This is a genomic window from Polaromonas sp., assembly GCF_029945895.1.
Taxonomy (GTDB): domain Bacteria; phylum Pseudomonadota; class Gammaproteobacteria; order Burkholderiales; family Burkholderiaceae_C; genus Polaromonas.
This window is the reverse complement of record NZ_JAQSDL010000106.1, coordinates 1-19,512: the sequence shown is the minus strand read 5'-3', so window position 1 is coordinate 19,512 and position 19,512 is coordinate 1. Positions and strand designations below refer to the sequence as shown.

18 protein-coding genes and 1 pseudogene are annotated in these 19,512 nt (G+C 63.5%); 18 read left to right on the top strand and 1 reads right to left on the bottom strand.

All coding sequences use genetic code 11. The features are described from left to right. Nucleotides 1–4: 4 nt before the first annotated feature. Nucleotides 5–1,276, bottom strand: a complete 1,272-nt coding sequence (locus tag PSV33_RS15905; protein ID WP_300563256.1) for a D-amino acid dehydrogenase — start codon at nt 1,274–1,276, stop codon at nt 5–7. A gap of 362 nt (nt 1,277–1,638) precedes the next feature. Between PSV33_RS15905 and rpsB the strand changes: the two genes are divergently transcribed. The 18 genes and pseudogenes from rpsB to carB form a co-directional block, all read left to right on the top strand. Further along, a complete protein-coding gene (gene rpsB, locus PSV33_RS15900; RefSeq protein ID WP_300563255.1) occupies nt 1,639–2,391 on the top strand; it encodes a 30S ribosomal protein S2 in 753 nt (250 codons plus the stop codon). A gap of 116 nt (nt 2,392–2,507) precedes the next feature. Next, complete coding sequence (gene tsf, locus PSV33_RS15895) at nt 2,508–3,422, top strand: translation elongation factor Ts (protein WP_300563254.1); 915 nt, start codon at nt 2,508–2,510, stop codon at nt 3,420–3,422. Nucleotides 3,423–3,484: 62 nt separating this feature from the next. Further along, nucleotides 3,485–4,195 (top strand): UMP kinase, encoded by a 711-nt coding sequence (gene pyrH, locus PSV33_RS15890; protein ID WP_300563253.1) that lies wholly within the window; start codon nt 3,485–3,487, stop codon nt 4,193–4,195. A gap of 66 nt (nt 4,196–4,261) precedes the next feature. Continuing rightward, nucleotides 4,262–4,822, top strand: a complete 561-nt coding sequence (gene frr, locus PSV33_RS15885) for a ribosome recycling factor (protein WP_300563252.1) — start codon at nt 4,262–4,264, stop codon at nt 4,820–4,822. 154 nt (nt 4,823–4,976) lie between these two features. Next, complete coding sequence (gene uppS, locus PSV33_RS15880; protein WP_300563251.1) at nt 4,977–5,720, top strand: polyprenyl diphosphate synthase; 744 nt, start codon at nt 4,977–4,979, stop codon at nt 5,718–5,720. Next, a complete protein-coding gene (locus PSV33_RS15875; RefSeq protein ID WP_300563250.1) occupies nt 5,720–6,556 on the top strand; it encodes a CDP-archaeol synthase in 837 nt (278 codons plus the stop codon). The genes uppS and PSV33_RS15875 overlap by 1 nt, the downstream gene beginning before the upstream one ends. Nucleotides 6,557–6,650: 94 nt before the next feature. After that, on the top strand, nt 6,651–7,832 hold the full coding sequence (gene ispC, locus PSV33_RS15870; RefSeq protein WP_300563249.1) for a 1-deoxy-D-xylulose-5-phosphate reductoisomerase: 1,182 nt from the start codon (nt 6,651–6,653) through the stop codon (nt 7,830–7,832). 13 nt (nt 7,833–7,845) lie between these two features. Further along, a complete protein-coding gene (gene rseP / locus PSV33_RS15865) occupies nt 7,846–9,198 on the top strand; it encodes an RIP metalloprotease RseP (protein ID WP_300563248.1) in 1,353 nt (450 codons plus the stop codon). A gap of 13 nt (nt 9,199–9,211) precedes the next feature. Next, complete coding sequence (gene bamA / locus PSV33_RS15860; protein WP_300563247.1) at nt 9,212–11,518, top strand: outer membrane protein assembly factor BamA; 2,307 nt, start codon at nt 9,212–9,214, stop codon at nt 11,516–11,518. Continuing rightward, nucleotides 11,518–12,024, top strand: coding sequence for an OmpH family outer membrane protein (locus PSV33_RS15855; protein ID WP_300563246.1), 507 nt, complete (start codon nt 11,518–11,520; stop codon nt 12,022–12,024). Before bamA ends, PSV33_RS15855 begins: the two co-directional genes overlap by 1 nt. Nucleotides 12,025–12,049: 25 nt before the next feature. Beyond that, complete coding sequence (gene lpxD, locus PSV33_RS15850; RefSeq protein WP_300563245.1) at nt 12,050–13,135, top strand: UDP-3-O-(3-hydroxymyristoyl)glucosamine N-acyltransferase; 1,086 nt, start codon at nt 12,050–12,052, stop codon at nt 13,133–13,135. Then, nucleotides 13,132–13,572: a 3-hydroxyacyl-ACP dehydratase FabZ gene (gene fabZ / locus PSV33_RS15845; protein WP_300563244.1), complete on the top strand. Its 441-nt coding sequence runs from the start codon at nt 13,132–13,134 to the stop codon at nt 13,570–13,572. The genes lpxD and fabZ overlap by 4 nt, the downstream gene beginning before the upstream one ends. 239 nt (nt 13,573–13,811) lie before the next feature. Then, complete coding sequence (gene lpxA / locus PSV33_RS15840) at nt 13,812–14,606, top strand: acyl-ACP--UDP-N-acetylglucosamine O-acyltransferase (RefSeq protein ID WP_300563243.1); 795 nt, start codon at nt 13,812–13,814, stop codon at nt 14,604–14,606. Between the two features lie 76 nt (nt 14,607–14,682). Continuing rightward, nucleotides 14,683–15,813, top strand: a complete 1,131-nt coding sequence (gene lpxB / locus PSV33_RS15835) for a lipid-A-disaccharide synthase (protein WP_300563333.1) — start codon at nt 14,683–14,685, stop codon at nt 15,811–15,813. Continuing rightward, a complete protein-coding gene (gene rnhB / locus PSV33_RS15830) occupies nt 15,785–16,402 on the top strand; it encodes a ribonuclease HII (RefSeq protein ID WP_300563242.1) in 618 nt (205 codons plus the stop codon). Before lpxB ends, rnhB begins: the two co-directional genes overlap by 29 nt. Then, a complete protein-coding gene (locus PSV33_RS15825; RefSeq protein WP_300563241.1) occupies nt 16,399–17,184 on the top strand; it encodes an RNA methyltransferase in 786 nt (261 codons plus the stop codon). The genes rnhB and PSV33_RS15825 overlap by 4 nt, the downstream gene beginning before the upstream one ends. A gap of 436 nt (nt 17,185–17,620) precedes the next feature. Further along, nucleotides 17,621–18,802: a glutamine-hydrolyzing carbamoyl-phosphate synthase small subunit gene (carA, locus tag PSV33_RS15820; protein ID WP_300563240.1), complete on the top strand. Its 1,182-nt coding sequence runs from the start codon at nt 17,621–17,623 to the stop codon at nt 18,800–18,802. Continuing rightward, nucleotides 18,795–19,512, top strand: a pseudogene (gene carB, locus PSV33_RS15815) (carbamoyl phosphate synthase large subunit); the annotation flags it as partial. The gene carA and the pseudogene carB, both read left to right, overlap by 8 nt.

The following is a 19,512-nucleotide window of genomic DNA, read 5'->3' as shown; positions in this document are numbered from 1 at the left end:
GCCTTCAGGCGGCCGGGGAGGCGAGCCGGCTCAGGTCCAGCCCTTCGAGGTCGATTTCCGGCGTCTGACCGGCCACCAGGTCGGCGACAGCCCGCGCGCTGCCGCAACTCAGTGCCCAGCCGCTGGAGCCGTGGCCCAGGTTGAGCCACAGGCCGGGCAGGCCGCTGGCGCCGAGGATGGGCGGGCCGTCCGGCAGCATGGGCCGCACTCCTTTCCACTCCTGCACATGGGCGGTGGTGTTGGACGTGTGGGCGGCGCCTGGGAACCAGTCCTGCAGGACCTTGTAAAGCGTCTGGATGGCCGCGGCGCTCTTCCTGTCGGGCCTGCCGCCGATTTCGGCGCTGCCGGCCACGCGCACACGGTTGCCCAGGCGCGAGATCGCAACCTTGTAGCGTTCGTCCATCAGGGCGCTGCGCGGTGCGTTCAGAGGCTCGCGAATCGGAGCGCTCAGCGAATAACCGTACACCGCCGCCAGCGGGACCTTGATGCCCAGCGGCCTGAGCAGCGAGGCCGAAGCCAGGCCGGCGCACAGGACGACTGCGTCAAAATTTCGCGGCCTCGCTTCGCCTGCTATCAAAAAGGTAGCTGGTTGCGCCCGATCCATCTGGGTCACAGCCGTATTGAACTCAAAAGTCACACCCAGGCGCTGGGCCTCGGCCTTGAGCAGCAGGGCGAATTGGCGGCAGTTGGCCACTTCGTCGTCGGGCAGGTGAACGGCGCCCAGCAGGGGTGTGTCCGGGTTCAACGCCGGCTCGATCCGGCGCGCTTCGTCGGAGCCGATCTGCCGGAAGCTGACCCCCGCATCACGAAGCACCTGCAGGCCGGGTTCGACCATCAGGCCGTCCTGTTCGGCGCGCAGCAGCACCATGTAGCCGGGGCTGCGGTCGTACTCGAGCTGGCACTCGGCGGTGATCTGGTGCAGGCGCGCGCGGCTGTAGAAAGCCAGGCGCTGCAGTCGCGCTCGGTTGGCCAGATAGGTTTCCAGGCGGCAGGCTCGCCACCATTTCCACATCCAGGCCAGCTCGTGGCCGGCCAGCGGCAGGCTGAGCCGGACCGGCGCGTGGCGGCCCAGCAGGTGACCCAGCACCTTGCCCGGCATGCCGGGCGCCGCCCAGGGGGTCACGTAACCCGGGGCCACCACGCCGGCATTGGCAAAACTGCTTTCTTCGGCAGCGGCGCCGCGGCGCTCGAAAACCGTGACCTCATGGCCGTCCCGGGCGAGTTCCCAGGCGGTGGTGATGCCGATGATGCCGGCGCCGATGACGGCGACCCTCATCGGACGGTCCCTGCAGGGCGGGGACGGTGGCTGGGGCAGAAACTCGGTGCGTTCATGTTTGTGGGTTAAATCGGATGCAAGCTCGCACGGGTAAAGCGCAGGCTGCTATTGTTTTTGAAGTGTGGACGGGAGCGGACACCCGGGCCGGCGCGTAGCCGGCAGCAGTGGCTGAGGGGCGGCAGGGCTCGGGCGGGGAGGTTGGCACAGTCAGGGATGTTATACTCAGCAGGCTGTGCAAAAGGCAATTTCGCCGTTCGTGCAGTAAATCGCAAATCAGCCACTCAAGGTGTTGCCCGAGCGCTTTCAACAGATGCTCTCAGGCGATAAGCGCTGATTTTAGACACAACCTTTGGAGTATCTCTATGTCAACAAGCATGCGTGAAATGCTGGAAGCCGGCGTCCATTTCGGTCACCAAACCCGCTTCTGGAACCCCAAGATGGCCCCGTACATCTTCGGCCACCGCAACCGTATCCACATCATCAACCTCGAAAAATCGCTGCCGATGTTCGAGGACGCGATGAAGTTCGCCAAGCAGCTGTCCGCCAACCGCGGAACCATCCTGATGGTGGGCACCAAGCGCCAGGCCCGCGAACTCGTTTCCGCCGAAGCCAAACGCGCCGGCGTGCCTTTTGTCGACCAGCGCTGGCTGGGCGGCATGCTGACCAACTTCAAGACGGTCAAGACCTCGATCAAGCGCCTCAAGGAAATGAAGGCCCAGCAGGAAGTCGGTCTCGACACCCTGAGCAAGAAAGAGCAACTCACGTTCAAGCGTGAGATGGAAAAACTCGAAAAAGACATCGGCGGCATTCAGGACATGAACGCCTTGCCGGACGCGATTTTCGTGATCGACGTGGGCTTCCACAAGATTGCCATCCTCGAAGCCAAAAAGCTGGGCATTCCGCTGATCGGCGTTGTTGACTCCAACCACTCGCCCATCGGCATCGACTACGTGATCCCCGGCAACGACGACTCGTCCAAGGCCGTGGCCCTGTACGCACGCGGCATCGCCGACGCGATCATTGAAGGCCGCGCCGCCGCTGGCAATGAAGTCGTCAAGATGGTTTCCGCCGAAAGCAGCGACGAATTCGTCGAAGTGGAAAACGCCGCCGCCTGATCGTTGCGGCCCTGCGCCTGACGCGAAAAAGGGGCTCGCGTAGCCCCTTTTTCACAGCCTTGTGCGAAGGCACCCCCAATTTATTTGAAGTCAACACGACACACGGAGAACTGAAGATGGCAATCACAGCAAGCATGGTCGCAGAGTTGCGCGCAAAAACCGACGCACCGATGATGGAGTGCAAGAAAGCACTGACCGAGGCCGACGGCAACTTCGAAAAAGCCGAGGAAATCCTGCGCGTCAAGCTGGGCAACAAGGCCGGCAAGGCCGCTTCCCGCATCACCGCAGAAGGCGTGATTGCCTTCCACAGCGAAGGTGCCGTGGGCGCGCTGGTCGAGATCAACTGCGAAACCGACTTCGTCACCAAGAACGACAGCTTCCTGGCCTTCACCGACGCGGTGGTCAAGGGCATCGTCAAGAACAACCCGGCTGACGTGGCCGCGATCGGTACCATGCCCTTGACGCTGGACGGTTTCGGCCCGACGGTGGAAGACGTGCGCAAGGGCCTGATCGGCAAGATCGGCGAGAACATGAGCGTGCGCCGCTTCAAGCGTTTTGAAGGGGGCAAGCTGGCCTCTTACCTGCACGGCACGCGTATCGGCGTGGTTGTCGAGTACGAGGGCGAGGAAGTGCCCGCCAAGGACGTCGCCATGCACGTGGCCGCGATGAAGCCGGTGTCGCTGTCGAGCGACCAGGTACCTGCCGAGCTGGTGGCCCGCGAGCGGTCCGTCGCTGCGGCCAAGGCTGCCGAGGATGCCGCTGTGGCCACCGCAGCCGGCAAGCCGGTGCAGTCGCCCGAAATTGTTGCCAAACGTATTGAAGGCGGCGTGCAGAAATACCTCAAGGAAGTGTCCTTGTTCAACCAGCCTTTCGTGAAAAACGACAAGCAGACGGTCGAGCAGATGCTCAAGGAAAAAGGCACGACCGTGAAGGCGTTCACGCTGTATGTGGTCGGCGAAGGCATCGAGAAGAAGGTCGACGATTTTGCGGCTGAAGTGGCCGCCCAGGTGGCCGCCGCCAAAGCGGCCTGATCACGCCCGCTGATCCGAAAGGCCGCTAAACTTACGCCCATAAAAACGACAGGAACTCCCCCATGCCAGCCTACAAGCGAATCTTGTTGAAACTTTCAGGCGAAGCCTTGATGGGAGACGATGCCTTCGGCATCAACCGCGCGACGATTGTGCGCATGGTCGAGGAAATTGCGGATATCACCCGCATGGGCGTGGAAGTGGCTGTCGTGATCGGCGGCGGCAATATTTTCAGGGGTGTCGCAGGCGGCTCGGTTGGCATGGACCGTGCCACCGCCGACTACATGGGCATGCTGGCCACCGTGATGAATGCCCTGGCACTGGGCGACACCATGGACAAGGCCGGCCTCACGCCGCGCGTCATGTCGGCCATCGGCATTGAACGCATCGTCGAGCCGTATGTCCGCCCCAAGGCGCTGCAATATCTCGAAGAGGGCAAGGTCGTCATCTTCGCAGCCGGCACCGGCAATCCTTTCTTCACCACCGACACCGCGGCCGCCCTGCGCGGCGCGGAAATCGGAGCCGAGATCGTGCTCAAGGCCACCAAGGTTGACGGCGTGTACAGCGCGGACCCGAAGAAAGACCCGACGGCCACACGGTACACCAACATCACCTTTGACGAGGCCATGGGCAGGAATCTGGAAGTCATGGACGCGACTGCCTTTGCGCTGTGTCGCGACCAGAAACTGCCGATCAAGATTTTCAGCATCTTCAAGCACGGCGCGCTCAAGCGGGTGGTGCAGGGCGAAGACGAAGGGACGCTGGTTCACGTCTGAAGCTGATCATGGCCAGGCCATCCCCGTCCAGTTTGCAAAACAAAGATTCATCCGGAGATAACCATCATGAGCATTCCCGATATCAAGAGCCAGGCCGAGCAGAAAATGCAGCAGTCGGTGGAGTCCTTCAAGCATGCCCTGACGAAAATCCGCACCGGCCGTGCCAACCCGGGACTGCTGGACACCGTGCATGTGGACTACTACGGCGCCATGGTGCCGATCAGCCAGGTCGCCAATGTGGCGCTGCTCGATGCGCGCACCATCAGCGTCGCGCCCTGGGAAAAAGGCATGGGCGCCAAGATTGAAAAAGCCATCCGCGACTCCGATCTCGGACTCAACCCGGCGTCGCAGGGAGACCTGATTCGCGTGCCCATGCCGGCCATGACCGAAGAGCGCCGCAAGGAGCTGACCAAGGTGGTCCGTGCCGAGGGCGAACACGCCAAGGTCGCCATCCGCAATCTGCGCCGTGACGCGAATGACGGCGTCAAGAAACTCGTCAAGGACAAGCTGGCCTCGGAAGACGACGAACGCCGCGCCCATGACGAAGTGCAGAAGTTCACCGACCGTTTCATTGCCGAAGTCGACAAGCTGGTCGCAGGCAAGGAACAAGACATCATGGCAGTCTAGATTGCCCCCACGTTCGCTCACTGTGTGTCGCTCGCAGCCCCCCGAGGGGGCCGCTGCGCCTGCGGCCCGGCGAAGCCGGCTCCGCGGCCCCTGCCTGAAAAGACAGTTGTCCTCTAGCGCGCACACTGTGCGTAGTGACTGACTGACTGCCGACATGGCTCAAACAAGTTCCACTGCCGTTCCACACCATGTCGCCATCGTGATGGATGGCAACGGCCGCTGGGCCACGCGGCGTTTCCTGCCGCGCATCGCCGGTCACAAGCAGGGTGTCAGTGCGCTCAATCGTTGCGTGCAGGCCTGCATGGCCCGCGGCATCGGCGTGTTGACCGTGTTTGCCTTTTCGTCCGAGAACTGGAACCGGCCCCCGGACGAAGTCTCCGGGCTCATGGAACTGCTGGCCCTGTCGTTGGCCAGGGAAGTGCCGTCGCTCAAGGCCAACGGCGTCCAGCTGCATTTTGTCGGTGACCGACAGCGCCTGTCCGACAAGTTCCAGGCCGGGCTGGCGCAGGCCGAGCAGGCCACCGCCGACAACCAGCGCCTGATTCTCAACGTGTGTTTCAACTATGGTGGTCGCTGGGATATCGCCCAGGCGGCGCGCAAGCTGGCGGCCGCGGGCCAGGAGATCACCGAAATGGCGCTGGACCGTGCGCTGGCGCTGGCCCATGTGCCCGACCCGGACCTCCTGATCCGCACCGGCGGTGAGCTGCGCATCAGCAATTTCCTGCTCTGGCAGGCGGCGTACTCCGAACTCCATTTTTCCGACAAGCTTTGGCCCGACTTTGACGAGGCGGCGCTCGATGAGGCCATTGCGGTCTACCGCAGCCGCGAGCGCCGTTTTGGCCAGACCTCCGCGCAAGTCGTCGCGCCATCCCCCAACCCCGACATGAAGGCTGCCTGATGCTCAAGCAACGCGTGATCACGGCGCTGGTGATGCTGGCCATCCTGCTGCCAGCGCTTTTTTACAGCACCCCGGTGCCGTTTGCCGTGGTCGCCCTGGTGCTGATTGCCGCAGGCGCCTGGGAGTGGGCGCGCCTGAACGGTTACGGACAGCTCAGTGCGCTGGTGGCCGGCTTTGTTTGCGTGGTGCTGTGCGGCATGTCCTGGGACCTGGGAATGCTCGACGAACCCTTGCCTTTGTTGTGGCGGCTGGCCGGTGCAGGCTGGGTGCTGGCGGGCGCCTGGCTGCTGCGCGGCGGCGTGACGGGCTGGTCGCGCATTCCGCGCACGGTGCGCCTGGTGGTCGGTGTATTGGCGCTCTGGCTGGCGTGGCTGGCCGTGGCGCAGGCCCGTTTCATCGGTATCGAGTTCCTGCTGTCGGTGCTCCTGCTGGTCTGGGTCGCCGACATCGGCGCGTATTTCGCCGGCAAGGCGCTGGGCGGGCGTTTCAGCAAGAGCAAACTGGCTCCTTCGATCAGCCCCGGCAAAAGCTGGGAGGGCGTCTGGGGTGGCATGGCGGGGGTGCTGGTGTTGTGCGTGGTCTGGCTGCTGCTCGACACCACCGGCGGTAGTCTGTACGCGCGCCTGGCGGCGCAGCACGGCCTTGCCGTGACGCTGCTGGCCATGGTGTTTCTGGCGGCGCTCAGCGTGGTCGGTGACCTGGTCGAATCCCTGATCAAGCGCAGCGCCGGCGCCAAGGATTCCAGTGGTTTGCTGCCGGGTCACGGCGGGGTGCTGGACCGGGTCGATGCACTGTTGCCTGTGCTGCCGCTGGCCATGATGCTGGTGACGGTCTGATGTATATGGCCCCCACGCTTGTCGCTTCGCGTACTACGCTGCCCCCAGAGGGGGCCCTCGCGCCTTGGGGCGGCCCGGCGTCGCTCGATTTCCCATGAAGAAACAACGTGTCACGGTGCTGGGCTCGACCGGCTCGGTCGGGGTCAATACTCTGGACGTGATTGCCGGCCACCCCGAACGTTTTGAGGTGTTTGCGCTCAGTGCGGCCACGCAGACCGATTTGATGCTGGCGCAGTGCCTGCGCTTCAAGCCATCGTACGCCGTCATGGCAAGCGCACCGCACGCCCGCGTGCTGGCTCAAAGTCTGAAGGAAAACGGGCTTTCAACCGAGGTCCTGTCTGCGCCGAATGCTCTTGAAATGATAGCGTCGGATGAGCGGGTGGATACCGTGATGGCAGCCATCGTGGGCGCCGCCGGGCTGGGCGCCTGCATGGCGGCTGCGCGCGCCGGTAAACGCCTGCTGCTGGCCAACAAGGAAGCCCTGGTGGTCGGCGGCGAGGTGTTCATGCAGGCGGTGCGCGAGGGCGGCGCGCAGTTGTTGCCCATCGACAGCGAACACTCGGCGATTTTCCAGTCCCTGCCGGAAGACCCGGCCGCCTGGATGGAGCGCATCGACAAGATCATCCTGACGGCCTCCGGCGGTCCGTTTCGCACCCGGGCGCCGGCCACGCTGCGTGACGTCACCCCCGACGAAGCCTGCGCCCACCCGAACTGGGTGATGGGCCGCAAGATTTCGGTGGACTCGGCCACCATGATGAACAAGGCGCTCGAAGTGATCGAGGCCCGGTACCTGTTCGGTCTGGCGCCAGCGCAGATCGAGGTGGTGATTCACCCGCAAAGCATCATTCATTCGATGGTTCAATACCGCGACACCTCGGTGGTGGCGCAGCTTGGCACGCCCGACATGCGGGTGCCGATCGCCTACGGACTGGCCTGGCCGGGCCGGATTTCCTCGGGTGCGCAGGCGCTCGATTTCCGGGCGCTGGCCACCATGACGTTCGCGGTCCCTGACAACGAGCATTTTCCCGGCTTGCCGCTGGCCTGGGAGGTGCTCGATGCGCCGGTCGGCACCACGGCGGTGCTGAACGCTGCCAACGAGGTGGCGGTCGCTGCCTTCCTGGAAAAACGGATACGCTTTGACCAGATTCACGCCGTCAACCGTGGAACTCTGGACACGGTGAGCGCCTCTGAAATACGGGGCATGGGTGACTTGCTCGCGCTGGATGCGCAGGCGCGCGCTGCGGCCGCCCGCATCGCCGGTAATCTGACGACTTGACAGGAGTTATTCCATGCTGACCTTGGTCGCCTTTGTTGTTGCCCTGGGGGTCCTGATAGCGGTGCATGAGTATGGGCACTACCGCGTGGCCGTGGCCTGCGGCATCAAGGTCCTGAAGTTCTCCGTCGGATTCGGCAAGCCCCTCTACACCTGGCGGCTCAAAAACCGCCCCACCGAATTTTCCATCGGCATGCTGCCGCTGGGCGGCTACGTCAAGATGCTCGACGAGCGTGAAGGGCCGGTCGATCCGGCAGAACGCCATCTGGCGTTCAACACGCAACCCTTGCGCTCGCGTGCGGCGGTGGTGGCGGCCGGGCCGGCGGCCAATCTGTTGCTGGCCATCGTGCTGTATGCCGTGGTCAACTGGAGCGGCCTGCAGGAGCCGGAGGCCATCCTGGCCAGTCCCGTCGCGGGGTCCATCGCCGAGCGTGCCGGCCTGCGCGGCGGCGAGCGGGTGCAGCAGGGGGCTTTGGACGGGGAGTCCTTGCAGAACATGCGTTCTTTCGAGGACCTGCGCTGGCTCCTGACTCAGGGCGCGCTCAATGGCCGTGACGTGCGGCTGGCGATAGGCGGACCCGACGCGGCGGCCGCAGCGACGCGAGAACTGGTGTTGCCGCTGGGCCAGCTCCAGGCTGCCGACGCCGATGCCCAGTTGTTTCGCAGGATCGGCCTCATCGGGCCCTGGACCCAGCCTGTGATCGGTGAACTGATGGCCGGTGGCGCTGCCGAGAAATCGGGCCTTCGCAGCGGTGACCTGGTGCTGCGCATCGGCAGCCTGGCCATCGTCGACGGCCCGCAACTGCGTGAAACCATCCGGGCGTCCAGCGGCACCCAGACCTGGGGCATCGAGCGGGCAGGGCGGGCGATGCAGGTGCCGGTCACGCCCGAGATCAGGCAGGAGGCCGGCCGGTCGGTCGCCCGCATCGGCGCCTATGTTGGCGCACCCCCCGCCATGGTCACGGTGCGGTACGGCCCGGTTGAAGGCCTGTGGCAGGGTGCGGTCCGTACCTGGCAGGTCTCGGCGCTGACGCTGAAAATGATGGGCAAGATGGTCATCGGCGAAGCCTCCCTGAAAAACCTCAGCGGACCGCTGACGATTGCCGACTACGCCGGCAAGTCGGCGAGTATCGGATGGACCGCCTATCTGCTGTTTCTGGCGCTGATCAGCGTGAGTCTGGGTGTGCTCAATTTACTGCCGCTGCCGGTTTTGGACGGGGGGCACCTGATGTATTATCTTTGGGAGGCGATTACCGGCAAAAGCGTGTCTGACGCGTGGATGGACCGGTTGCAGCGCGGAGGCGTTGCAATCCTGCTGGGCATGATGTCCGTTGCCCTGTTTAACGATGTCTCCCGGCTTTTGGGTTAACTCCATACTTTTCATGCAAAAACAAATCAAACGATTCAAGGTCCGCAGCGTTTCCGCGGTGGTGGCCAGCTTTCTCATCGCGCATGCAGCCTGGGCCGTGGATCCCTTCACCGTTCGCGACATCCGCGTCGAAGGCCTGCAGCGCGTCGAGCCCGGGACCATTTTTGCGTCGCTCCCTTTCCGGGTGGGTGAGACCTATAACGACGACAAGGGAGCCGGTGCGATCCGCGCTCTGTTCGGGCTGGGCCTGTTCAAGGATGTGCGCCTTGAAGTCAGCGGTGATGTGCTGGTCGTGATTGTCGAGGAGCGTCCCACGGTTGCCGACGTGGATTTTGTCGGGGCCAAGGAGTTTGACAAGGAAGTGCTCAAAAAAGCGCTGCGCGAAATCGGCCTCACCGATGGCCGGCCTTTCGACAAGGCGCTGGCAGACCGGGCCGAGCAGGAGCTCAAGCGGCAGTACATCAACCGCAGCCTGTACGGCGCCGAGGTGGTGACCACCGTGACCCCGATCGAGCGCAACCGGGTCAACGTGACCTTCAGCGTGACCGAGGGCGATGTTGCCAAGATCAAGGAAATCCGCATTGTCGGCAACAAGGTGTTCAGCGAGTCCACATTGCGCGGCCTGTTCGACCTGGACACCGGCGGCTGGCTGAGCTGGTACACCAAGTCGGACCGTTACTCGCGTGCCAAGCTCAATGCCGACATTGAAACCCTGCGCTCCTACTATCTGACGCGCGGTTACCTGGAGTTCAAGGTCGACTCCACCCAGGTCGCCATCTCCCCGAACAAGCAGGATATTTCGGTCACCATCAACATCTCCGAGGGCGAACGTTTCACCGTGTCCGGTGTCAAGCTCGAAGGCAATTTCCTCGAACGCGAGGACGAGTTCAAGTCCCTGGTCACCATCAAGCCGGGCGAACCCTATAACGCCGACCAGGTGGCCCAGACCGTCAAGGCCTTCGTCGAATATTACGGCAGTTTCGGGTTTGCCTTTGCCAAGGTGGACGCCCAGCCCGAAATCGACCGGACCAACAACCGCGTGGCTTTTGTGCTGCAGGGCGAGCCCTCGCGCCGCGCCTATGTGCGACGCATCAACATCAGCGGCAACAACCGCACGCGCGATGAAGTGGTGCGCCGGGAGTTCCGCCAGTTCGAGGCTTCCTGGTATGACGGCGACAAGATCCGCCTGTCGCGTGATCGCGTGGACCGTCTCGGGTTCTTCACCGAAGTCAACATCGACACGCAGGAAGTGCCGGGCACGCCTGACCAGGTGGACCTGAACCTCGCGGTGGTGGAAAAACCCACGGGCAACCTGCAGCTCGGTGCCGGCTTTTCCAGCGCCGACCGCCTGTCTCTGGTGTTCGGTTTCAAGCAGGAAAATGCTTTCGGTACCGGCAACTACCTGGGCCTGGAGGTCAACACCGGCAAGTACAACCGGCAACTGGTGCTGAGCACCGTGGACCCCTATTTCACGAATGACGGCATTTCCCGGACCATCGACGTGTATACACGCACTTCGCGCCCCTACAACAGCCAGATCGGCGTGTTGAACACCGACTATGCGCTCAAGACCACTGGCGCCAGCATTCGTTTCGGTGTGCCCTTCAGCGAAGTCGATACGGTCTATTTCGGCGGGGGACTCGAGCAGATCGATATTTCCGGCACCAACCTCCCGGTGGTCTATCAGACTTATATCAATACCTTTGGGGCCAAGAGCAATTCCGTGCCCTTGACCGTAGGCTGGTCGCGTGATGAGCGCGACAGCGCCATCGTCCCGAGCAAGGGGCGCTTTCAGCGCGTCTATGGCGATTGGGGCGTTGCAGGAGATGCCCGCTTCCTGCGCGCCAACTACCAGTTCCAGCAGTACATCCCGCTGAACAAGCAGTTCACCATTGCGCTGAACACCGAATTGGGCTGGGGCAAGGGCCTGAACGGACAACCTTTCCCGGTGTTCAAGAATTTCTACTCCGGCGGCCTGGGTTCGGTGCGCGGCTATGAGCCGGGTACCCTGGGTCCCCGTGACAGCCAGGACAACTCCATTGGCGGGCCGAAAAAGATCACACTGAACGCCGAAATCCTGGCGCCGTTTCCCGGCGCAGGCAACGACAGGACCCTGCGGCTTTTCGGTTTCGTCGACGCGGGCAATGTGTTTGGCGAGAACGAGAAATATTCACTCAGCGAGATGCGCTCATCGGTGGGTTTCGGTGTGAGCTGGATCTCGCCGCTCGGACCGCTGCGGCTGGCGTTTGCCCATCCCCTGAACAAGAAGCCGACGGATAAAATCCAGAGACTGCAATTCCAGATTGGTACATCCTTCTAATGAAATCCTTTTCACTCAAGTTCTTCCTTGCTGCCGTGATGGCGCTGGCCGCGTTTGCGGCAGCCGCGCAGGACTTCAAGATCGGCATCGTCAACATCGACCGTATCTTTCGTGAAGCCAACAGTGCCAAGGCGGCCCAGGCCAAGCTGGAGCAGGAATTCGGCAAGCGTGAGAAGGATCTCACCGACGTCGGGACGCAACTCAAGGCCATGGCCGACAAGTTCGACCGCGAGGCGCCCACCTTGGCGGAGAGCCAGCGCGTGGCCCGCCAGAAGCAGCTCGTGGAACAGGACCGGGATTTCCAGCGTAAGCGCCGTGAATTCCAGGAAGACCTCAACGCGCGCAAGAACGAAGAGTTGCAGCAGGTCATCGAGCGCGCCAACAAGGTTGTCAAGACCGTTGCCGAGGCCGAGAAGTACGATCTCATCCTGCAGGAAGCGGTCTACGCCAACCCCAAGCATGACATCACCGACAAGGTGATCAGGGCGCTCAACGCCGCCAGATAAGCCCGCACTCAGGGACACACCAGGTGTGACGCTCAGACTCGGGGACATTGTTGCAGCGCTGGCCGGCGAATTCGACGCCCGGCTGGTCGGAGACCCGGATGTCCTGGTCGAGCGGCTTGCCCCGCTCGAATCGGCCGGCGCGGCCGAGCTGACTTTCCTTAGCCATCCGAAATACCAGGGCAAACTCGCCCGGTCAGCCGCCGCCTGCGTAGTGGTGGGGCCTGGCGCGGCCGAGGCGGCGATGCTGCGCGGCGCCTGCATCATCGTTGAGGACCCGTATTTCTACTTTGCCCGCGTCACCCAGCTCTGGAAGCGCGAGCACGCGCGGTCGGGCTCTTCCGGGGCGACCAGCGGGCTCCCCATTCACCCCAGCGCCTTTATCGACCCCCAGGCTCGCCTGGCGCCCGGTGTGGTGGTGGGTGCCTTTGCATGCATTGGCGCCCAGGCGGTGCTCAATGCCGGTGTTGAGGTCGGCGCGCACAGCGTCATTGGCAACCACGTCCGGATCGGCACCGGGACGCGCCTGTCGGCCCGCGTGACCGTTGCCGACGGCTGCTCCCTGGGTGAGCGATGCATCGTCCACCCGGGTGCCGTGATTGGCGCCGACGGTTTCGGCTTTGCGCCACATGCCGGTCGGTGGGAAAAAATCGAGCAGTTGGGCGCCGTGCGCATCGGCAACGACGTCGAGATAGGCGCCAACACCTGCATCGACCGGGGTGCGTTGCAGGACACCGTGCTTGAAGACGGCGTCAAGCTGGACAACCTGGTGCAGATCGGCCACAACGTGCGCGTGGGCGCGCACACGGCCATGGCCGGTTGTGCCGGGGTGGCGGGCAGTGCCACCATTGGTGCCCATTGCACCATTGGCGGCGGTGCGGTGGTGCTGGGACATTTGAGCCTGGCCGACCACGTGCATATTTCCGCCGCTTCAGTGGTGACCCGCTCGATTCACAAGCCGGGGCATTACACCGGGCTCTTTCCCATCGACGACAATGCGCAGTGGGAAAAAAATGCAGCCACACTCAAGCAGCTTCACGCCTTGCGTGAACGCCTCAAGGCGCTCGAGCAAACGACTGACAAAGCCTCTGGAAAGACCGAAGAAAAATCATGATGGACATTCACCAAATTCTCAAGCAGCTCCCGCACCGCTTTCCCTTTCTGCTGGTGGACCGGGTGCTGGAACTGGAAAAAGGCAAGCGCATCAAGGCGCTGAAGAACGTCACGATCAACGAGCCGTTTTTCACCGGGCATTTCCCGCACCGGCCGGTGATGCCGGGTGTGCTGATGCTCGAAGCCATGGCGCAGGCCGCCGCCCTGCTGGCTTTCGACATGCAGGGTGTGACGCCCGATGACAAGACCGTGTATTACTTTGCCGGCATCGACGGCGCGCGCTTCAAGCGGCCGGTGGAGCCCGGCGACCAGCTGATCATGGACGTCACGCTGGAGCGGCTCAAGGCCGGTGTGTTCAAGTTCAAGGGTGTGGCCCGGGTGAACGACAACATGGTCTGCGAGGCCGAGCTGATGTGCACCATGCGCAGCATTGCTTGAATGGCCCCCACGCTTTTCGCTTCGGGTAATGCGCTGCACCTTGCAGGCCGCCGCTCGCCAGAGGCTTCGCTTCTGGTGCCTGTCCAAACCTGCTCAAGCAGGTTTGGAGCCGCAGGTACCAGCCCCGAGGGGGCCGCTGCGCCTGCGGTCTGGCGAAGCCAGTCCCGCGGCCCCGGCTTGAAGAGGCGCTTGCCCGCGCTGCTGGTGGCCCACGTCTTCGCTGCACAGTATCTTTTTTCATGATGGCTATACATCCCACCGCGCTGGTTGATCCCCAGGCCCAGCTCGACAGCAGTGTCAGCGTGGGACCGTACACCGTGATCGGTCCGCACGTCAAGGTCGCGGCCGGCACGACGATTGGCGCGCATTGCGTCATCGAGGGCCACACGACGATAGGGCGCGACAACCGCATTTTCCAGTTCAATTCGCTGGGTGCCATTCCGCAGGACAAGAAGTATGCGGGAGAGCCCTGCGAACTGGTTATCGGCGACCGCAACACCATCCGTGAGTTCTGCACCTTCAATATCGGATCGCCCGGCGACACCGGGGTGACGCGGATCGGCAACGACAACTGGATCATGGCTTACGTGCACCTCGCGCACGACTGCGATGTCGGCAACCACACGATTTTTGCCAACAATTCGCAGCTGGCCGGCCATGTACATGTCGGCGACTGGGTCATCCTGGGCGGCTTCACTGTGGTGCACCAGTTTGTCCGGCTGGGTGCGCACAGCATGACCGCCATGTGTTCGCTGCTGTTTGCCGATCTGCCGCCGTTCGTGATGTGCCAGGGCCAGCCCGCGGGGGCGCGTTCGATGAACTATGAGGGCCTGCGCCGGCGCGGCTACACGCCGGAGCGCATCGCCGCCGTCAAGGGCATGCACAAGGCCCTGTACCGGGAGGACCTGACGCTGGAGCAGGCCAGGGCGCGCATCGCCACGCTGACGGCCCGGCATCCCGAAGCCGAAACCGATGTCCAGATGATGCTCGGGTTTCTGGAAGCCACTTCGCCGCAGCGCGGCATCGTGCGTTAGGCCTCTCGTGCCGGACGCACCCAGCTCTCTGCCGGCCCGTGGAGTGGCCGGCACCCCCAAGGCCCCCGCGTTTGCCCTGGTCGCCGGCGAAACCTCCGGTGACCTGCTGGCCGGTTTGCTGCTCGACGGTTTTCATGCACGCTGGCCGGGGCTGACGGCGGTTGGCATAGGCGGGCCACAAATGGCAGGGCGTGGCTTCTCCGCCTGGTGGCCCAGCGAAAAGCTGGCGGTGCGCGGTTATGTCGAGGTACTGCGGCACTACCGCGAAATTGTCGGCATCCGCCGCCAGCTCCGGCAGCGGCTGCTGCAGTTGCGGCCCGATGTGTTCATCGGCGTCGATGCACCCGACTTCAACCTCGACCTGGAGGCTGACCTCAAGGCCGCCGGCATACGCACCGTTCATTTCATCAGCCCCTCGGTCTGGGCCTGGCGCGCCGACCGTGTCGAAAAAATCCGCCGCAGTGTGGACCATGTGTTGTGCATCTTCCCCTTTGAGCCGGCCTTGCTGGCGCAGCACGGCATTGCCGCCACCTATGTGGGCCACCCGCTGGCCGGCATGATCCCGATGCAGCCCGACAAGGCGGCGGCCCGGCAAGCGCTGGGCCTGGCAGCGGATGATCAGGTACTGGCTGTGTTGCCGGGCAGCCGTCGCTCCGAGATCCAGTACCTGGCTGACAGGTTCTTTCGGGCTGCAGCCCTTGTCCAGCGGGCGCAACCTGCTATCAAAATGGTAGTTCCTGCGGTGCCCGCCTTGCGCCAGCAGATCGAACAGGCAGCGCGGGACGCAGGTGTGGGGGCACAAGTGCAGATCGTCACCGGGCAGTCGCACACGGTGCTGGCGGCTTGCGATGTGACGCTGATTGCCAGCGGCACCGCAACGCTGGAAGCGGCGCTGTTCAAGCGACCCATGGTGATTGCCTACAACATGAACTGCCTGTCCTGGCAGATCATGCGCCGCAAGAAGCTGCAACCCTGGGTGGGCCTGCCCAATATCCTGTGCCGCGATTTTGTCGTGCCCGAGCTGTTGCAGGAAGCTGCCACGCCGCAGGCGCTGGCCGGTGCGGTGTTGCAGTGGATGGATGCGAAAATATCCGCACCCGAAAAAATAGCCGCCGTCGAGCAACGATTCACCCAGCTGCACCACGAACTGCGGCGCGACACCGCCCAACTGGCCACCGATGCGATCCAGAACATTCTTGAAGGCTGAACAGGTCACCCTCTCCTGGGACACGCCCGGACTGTGGGCCGGCGTGGACGAGGCCGGCCGGGGGCCGCTGGCCGGCCCGGTGGTGGCCGCTGCGGTGATCCTGGACGACCTGCAGCCCATCAGGGGCCTGGCGGACTCCAAGGTGCTGACGGCGCGGCGCCGGGAACAGCTCTACGAGGAAATCCTTGCCAAGGCGCTGTGCTGCTCGATCGCGCAGGCCAGTGTCGAGGAAATCGACAGGCTCAACATCCTGCAGGCCACGATGCTGGCGATGAAACGCGCGGTCGAGGGTTTGCGCCTGAAGCCCGTGAAAGTCCAGGTCGATGGCAACCGGCTTCCGGTGCTTAGCATGCTGGCCGAAGCCATTGTCAAGGGCGACGCGCTGGTACCGGCCATCTCTGCCGCGTCCATCCTGGCCAAGGTGCACCGGGACCGCTGGTGCGAGCAGTTCCACCTCGAATACCCGCAATACGGTTTTGCCGGCCACAAGGGCTACGGCACGGCCGAACACCTGGCGGCGCTGCGCGCGCACGGAGCCTGCCCGCAACACCGCCGCTCTTTCAGCCCGGTGGCCGAGGTGCTGCGTTGAGTGCCGAATCGCCGGCAGCCCCGGTTTTTGTCAGCTCGCGCGACAACGCCCTGGTCAAGGATTTGCGCAGGCTCTCGCAGGACAGCACGGCCTACCGCAAGCAGGGACGGGTCTGGCTGGAGGGCGATCACCTGTGCCGCGCCGCGTTGCTGCGCGGGCTGACACCGGCGATGGCCGTGTTTTCAGAGTCATTTTGGCCACAAGCCCCCGCCGAATGGGCGCGAGCAGCTATCAAAACCATAGTGATCGCGGATGCCCTCCTGCCCGAGATCAGTGGGCTGGAGTCCCCGGCGAAAATGGGTTTCGTGCTGGACCTGCCGGCGCCAAAAGCCCTGATTCCTGGCGCGGCCTCGCTGATTCTTGACCGGGTGCAGGATGCCGGCAACGTCGGCTCCATGCTGCGCAGCGCTGCAGCCTTCGGTTTCAGTCAGGTGATTGCGCTCCGGGGAACGGCGGCGCTGTGGTCGCCCAAGGTGCTGCGGGCGGGCATGGGCGCCCATTTCGGGCTTCAGCTGCTCGAAGGGGTGGAGCCGCAGGCGCTGGACGGCTTGATCGTTCCCATCCTCGTGACCAGTTCTCACCAGGGCGCTTTCCTGCACCAGCAAACCTTGCCCATGCCCTGTGCCTGGGCCATGGGGCACGAGGGGCAGGGCGTCAGCGACGACCTGATGGCCCGGGCCAGCCTGAAGGTCCGCATAGACCAGCCGGGCGGCGAGGAGTCGCTCAATGTGGCGGCTGCCGCGGCCATCTGCCTCTACGCCAGCTCGACTTCCCGCAACTAGCCAAGCTCAAGGGCGTTCCGGGTATTTCTTTACCAGTTGGGGCCGCGGGTCCGGCTCCGCCGGCCCGCAGGCGCGCGGCCCCCTCGGGAGGCAGGAAGCTACGCGAAGCGAACGAACGTGGGGGCGACGATTTTCCGACGGGCCGCCCCCAGGAAAATCAGCCCCCTCGAGGGGCAGGGAGTGACACGAAGTGCACGACCGTGGGGGCGACGATTTTCCGACGGGCCGCCCCTAGGAAAATCAGCCCCCTCGGGGGGGCAGGGAGTGACACGAAGTGCACGACCGTGGGGGCGTTATATAATCAGGGGCTTTTCAAAACACAGCTTCGCCCGAGCGCATACCAAGCCAACACCCTCACAAAAGCAGCCCGCAAGAGTCTTGACAGAGACGTTTCTTGTGCACGCTTGGGCGAACCGTAACCAACCCGGAGAACCCAGTGCTTTTGTCTCTACAGGGAAATACCCCTCACGCCATCCTGGCGCTCGCAGACGGCACGGTCTTTATCGGCAATTCCATTGGAGCCGTGGGCTCCACGGTCGGTGAGGTGGTGTTCAACACCGCCATGACCGGCTACCAGGAAATCCTCACGGATCCCAGCTACTGCCAGCAGATCGTCACCCTCACGTACCCTCATATCGGCAACTACGGCATCAATGCCGAAGACGTGGAGGCAGAAAAAGTCCATGCCGCCGGGCTGATCATCAAGGACCTGCCGCTGATCGCGTCGAATTTTCGCAGCACCATGACCCTGTCCGAATACCTGGTCAGGGAGGGCACGGTGGCGATTGCCAACATCGACACGCGCCAGCTGACACGCATGCTGCGCACCCAGGGCGCACAAAACGGCTGCATCCTGGCCCTGCCTGCGGGCGAGGACGTGTCGCCTGAACATATTGAACAAGCGATTCTCGTGGCCCGCAGTGCCCCCAACATGGCCGGCCTCGACCTGGCCAAGGTGGTCTCCTGCAAGCAGTCCTATGAGTGGACCCAGACCGAGTGGAAGCTGGGTTCGGGTTACGGCGTGCAGATCACGCCAAAATTCCATGTCGTCGCCTTCGACTTCGGCGTGAAGAAAAACATCCTGCGCATGATGGCCGCGCGCGGCGCCCGCATCACGGTGGTGCCGGCGCAGACGCCCGCTGCCGACGTGCTCAAGCTCAAGCCCGACGGCATCTTCCTGGCCAACGGACCGGGCGATCCGGAACCCTGCGACTACGCGATTGCAGCGGTGCGCGAGCTGATCGACACCGGCATCCCGACCTTCGGCATCTGCCTGGGTCACCAGATCATGGCGCTGGCCAGCGGCGCGAAAACCTTCAAGATGAAGTTCGGCCATCACGGCGCGAATCATCCGGTGAAAGACCTCGACAACGGCCGCGTCAGCATCACCAGCCAGAACCACGGTTTTGCGGTGGATGAAAAAACCCTGCCGGCGAATCTGCGCCCCACCCACATCAGCCTGTTCGACGGCACCTTGCAGGGCCTGGCCCGCACCGACAAGCCGGCCTTCTGTTTCCAGGGACACCCGGAAGCCTCGCCCGGCCCGCACGATATTTCGTATTTGTTCGACCGTTTCACCGCGCTGATGGAACAGGCTCAGGAGAAGAAGAATGCCTAAGCGCACAGACATCAAAAGCGTCCTCATCATCGGCGCCGGCCCCATCATCATCGGCCAGGCCTGCGAGTTCGACTACTCCGGCGTGCAGGCCTGCAAGGCGCTGCGTGAAGAGGGTTACAAGGTCATCCTGATCAACAGCAACCCTGCGACCATCATGACCGACCCGGCCACGGCCGACGTCACCTACATCGAGCCGATCACCTGGCAGACGGTGGAAAAAATCATCGCCAGGGAGCGGCCCGACGCCATCCTGCCGACCATGGGCGGGCAGACTGCGCTCAATTGCGCGCTGGACCTCTGGCACAACGGCGTGCTCGACAAGTACAAGGTGGAGCTCATAGGCGCGACACCCGAAGCGATCGACAAGGCCGAAGACCGGCTGAAGTTCAAGGACGCGATGACCAAGATCGGTCTGGGCTCGGCTCGTTCGGGCATTGCGCACAGCATGGAAGAAGCCTGGACGGTGCAGAAGACGCTCGGTTTCCCGACCGTGATCCGTCCCAGCTTCACCCTGGGCGGCACCGGCGGCGGCATCGCCTACAACTCGGAAGAGTTCGAAGTCATCTGCAAGCGCGGCCTGGAAGCCTCACCGACCAACGAGTTGCTGATTGAAGAGTCGCTGCTCGGCTGGAAAGAGTACGAGATGGAAGTGGTCCGCGACAAGGCCGACAACTGCATCATCGTCTGCTCGATCGAAAACCTGGACCCCA

Coding starts and splice junctions, on each gene's coding strand:
- ispC (WP_300563249.1), top strand. CDS start 6,651: ATGAAGAAACAACGTGTCACGGTGCTGGGCTCGACCGGCTCGGTCGGG.
- rpsB (WP_300563255.1), top strand. CDS start 1,639: ATGTCAACAAGCATGCGTGAAATGCTGGAAGCCGGCGTCCATTTCGGT.
- lpxA (WP_300563243.1), top strand. CDS start 13,812: ATGATGGCTATACATCCCACCGCGCTGGTTGATCCCCAGGCCCAGCTC.
- PSV33_RS15905 (WP_300563256.1), bottom strand. CDS start 1,276: ATGAGGGTCGCCGTCATCGGCGCCGGCATCATCGGCATCACCACCGCC.
- PSV33_RS15875 (WP_300563250.1), top strand. CDS start 5,720: ATGCTCAAGCAACGCGTGATCACGGCGCTGGTGATGCTGGCCATCCTG.
- tsf (WP_300563254.1), top strand. CDS start 2,508: ATGGCAATCACAGCAAGCATGGTCGCAGAGTTGCGCGCAAAAACCGAC.
- pyrH (WP_300563253.1), top strand. CDS start 3,485: ATGCCAGCCTACAAGCGAATCTTGTTGAAACTTTCAGGCGAAGCCTTG.
- rseP (WP_300563248.1), top strand. CDS start 7,846: ATGCTGACCTTGGTCGCCTTTGTTGTTGCCCTGGGGGTCCTGATAGCG.
- bamA (WP_300563247.1), top strand. CDS start 9,212: ATGCAAAAACAAATCAAACGATTCAAGGTCCGCAGCGTTTCCGCGGTG.
- uppS (WP_300563251.1), top strand. CDS start 4,977: ATGGCTCAAACAAGTTCCACTGCCGTTCCACACCATGTCGCCATCGTG.
- frr (WP_300563252.1), top strand. CDS start 4,262: ATGAGCATTCCCGATATCAAGAGCCAGGCCGAGCAGAAAATGCAGCAG.
- fabZ (WP_300563244.1), top strand. CDS start 13,132: ATGATGGACATTCACCAAATTCTCAAGCAGCTCCCGCACCGCTTTCCC.
- PSV33_RS15855 (WP_300563246.1), top strand. CDS start 11,518: ATGAAATCCTTTTCACTCAAGTTCTTCCTTGCTGCCGTGATGGCGCTG.
- rnhB (WP_300563242.1), top strand. CDS start 15,785: ATGCGATCCAGAACATTCTTGAAGGCTGAACAGGTCACCCTCTCCTGG.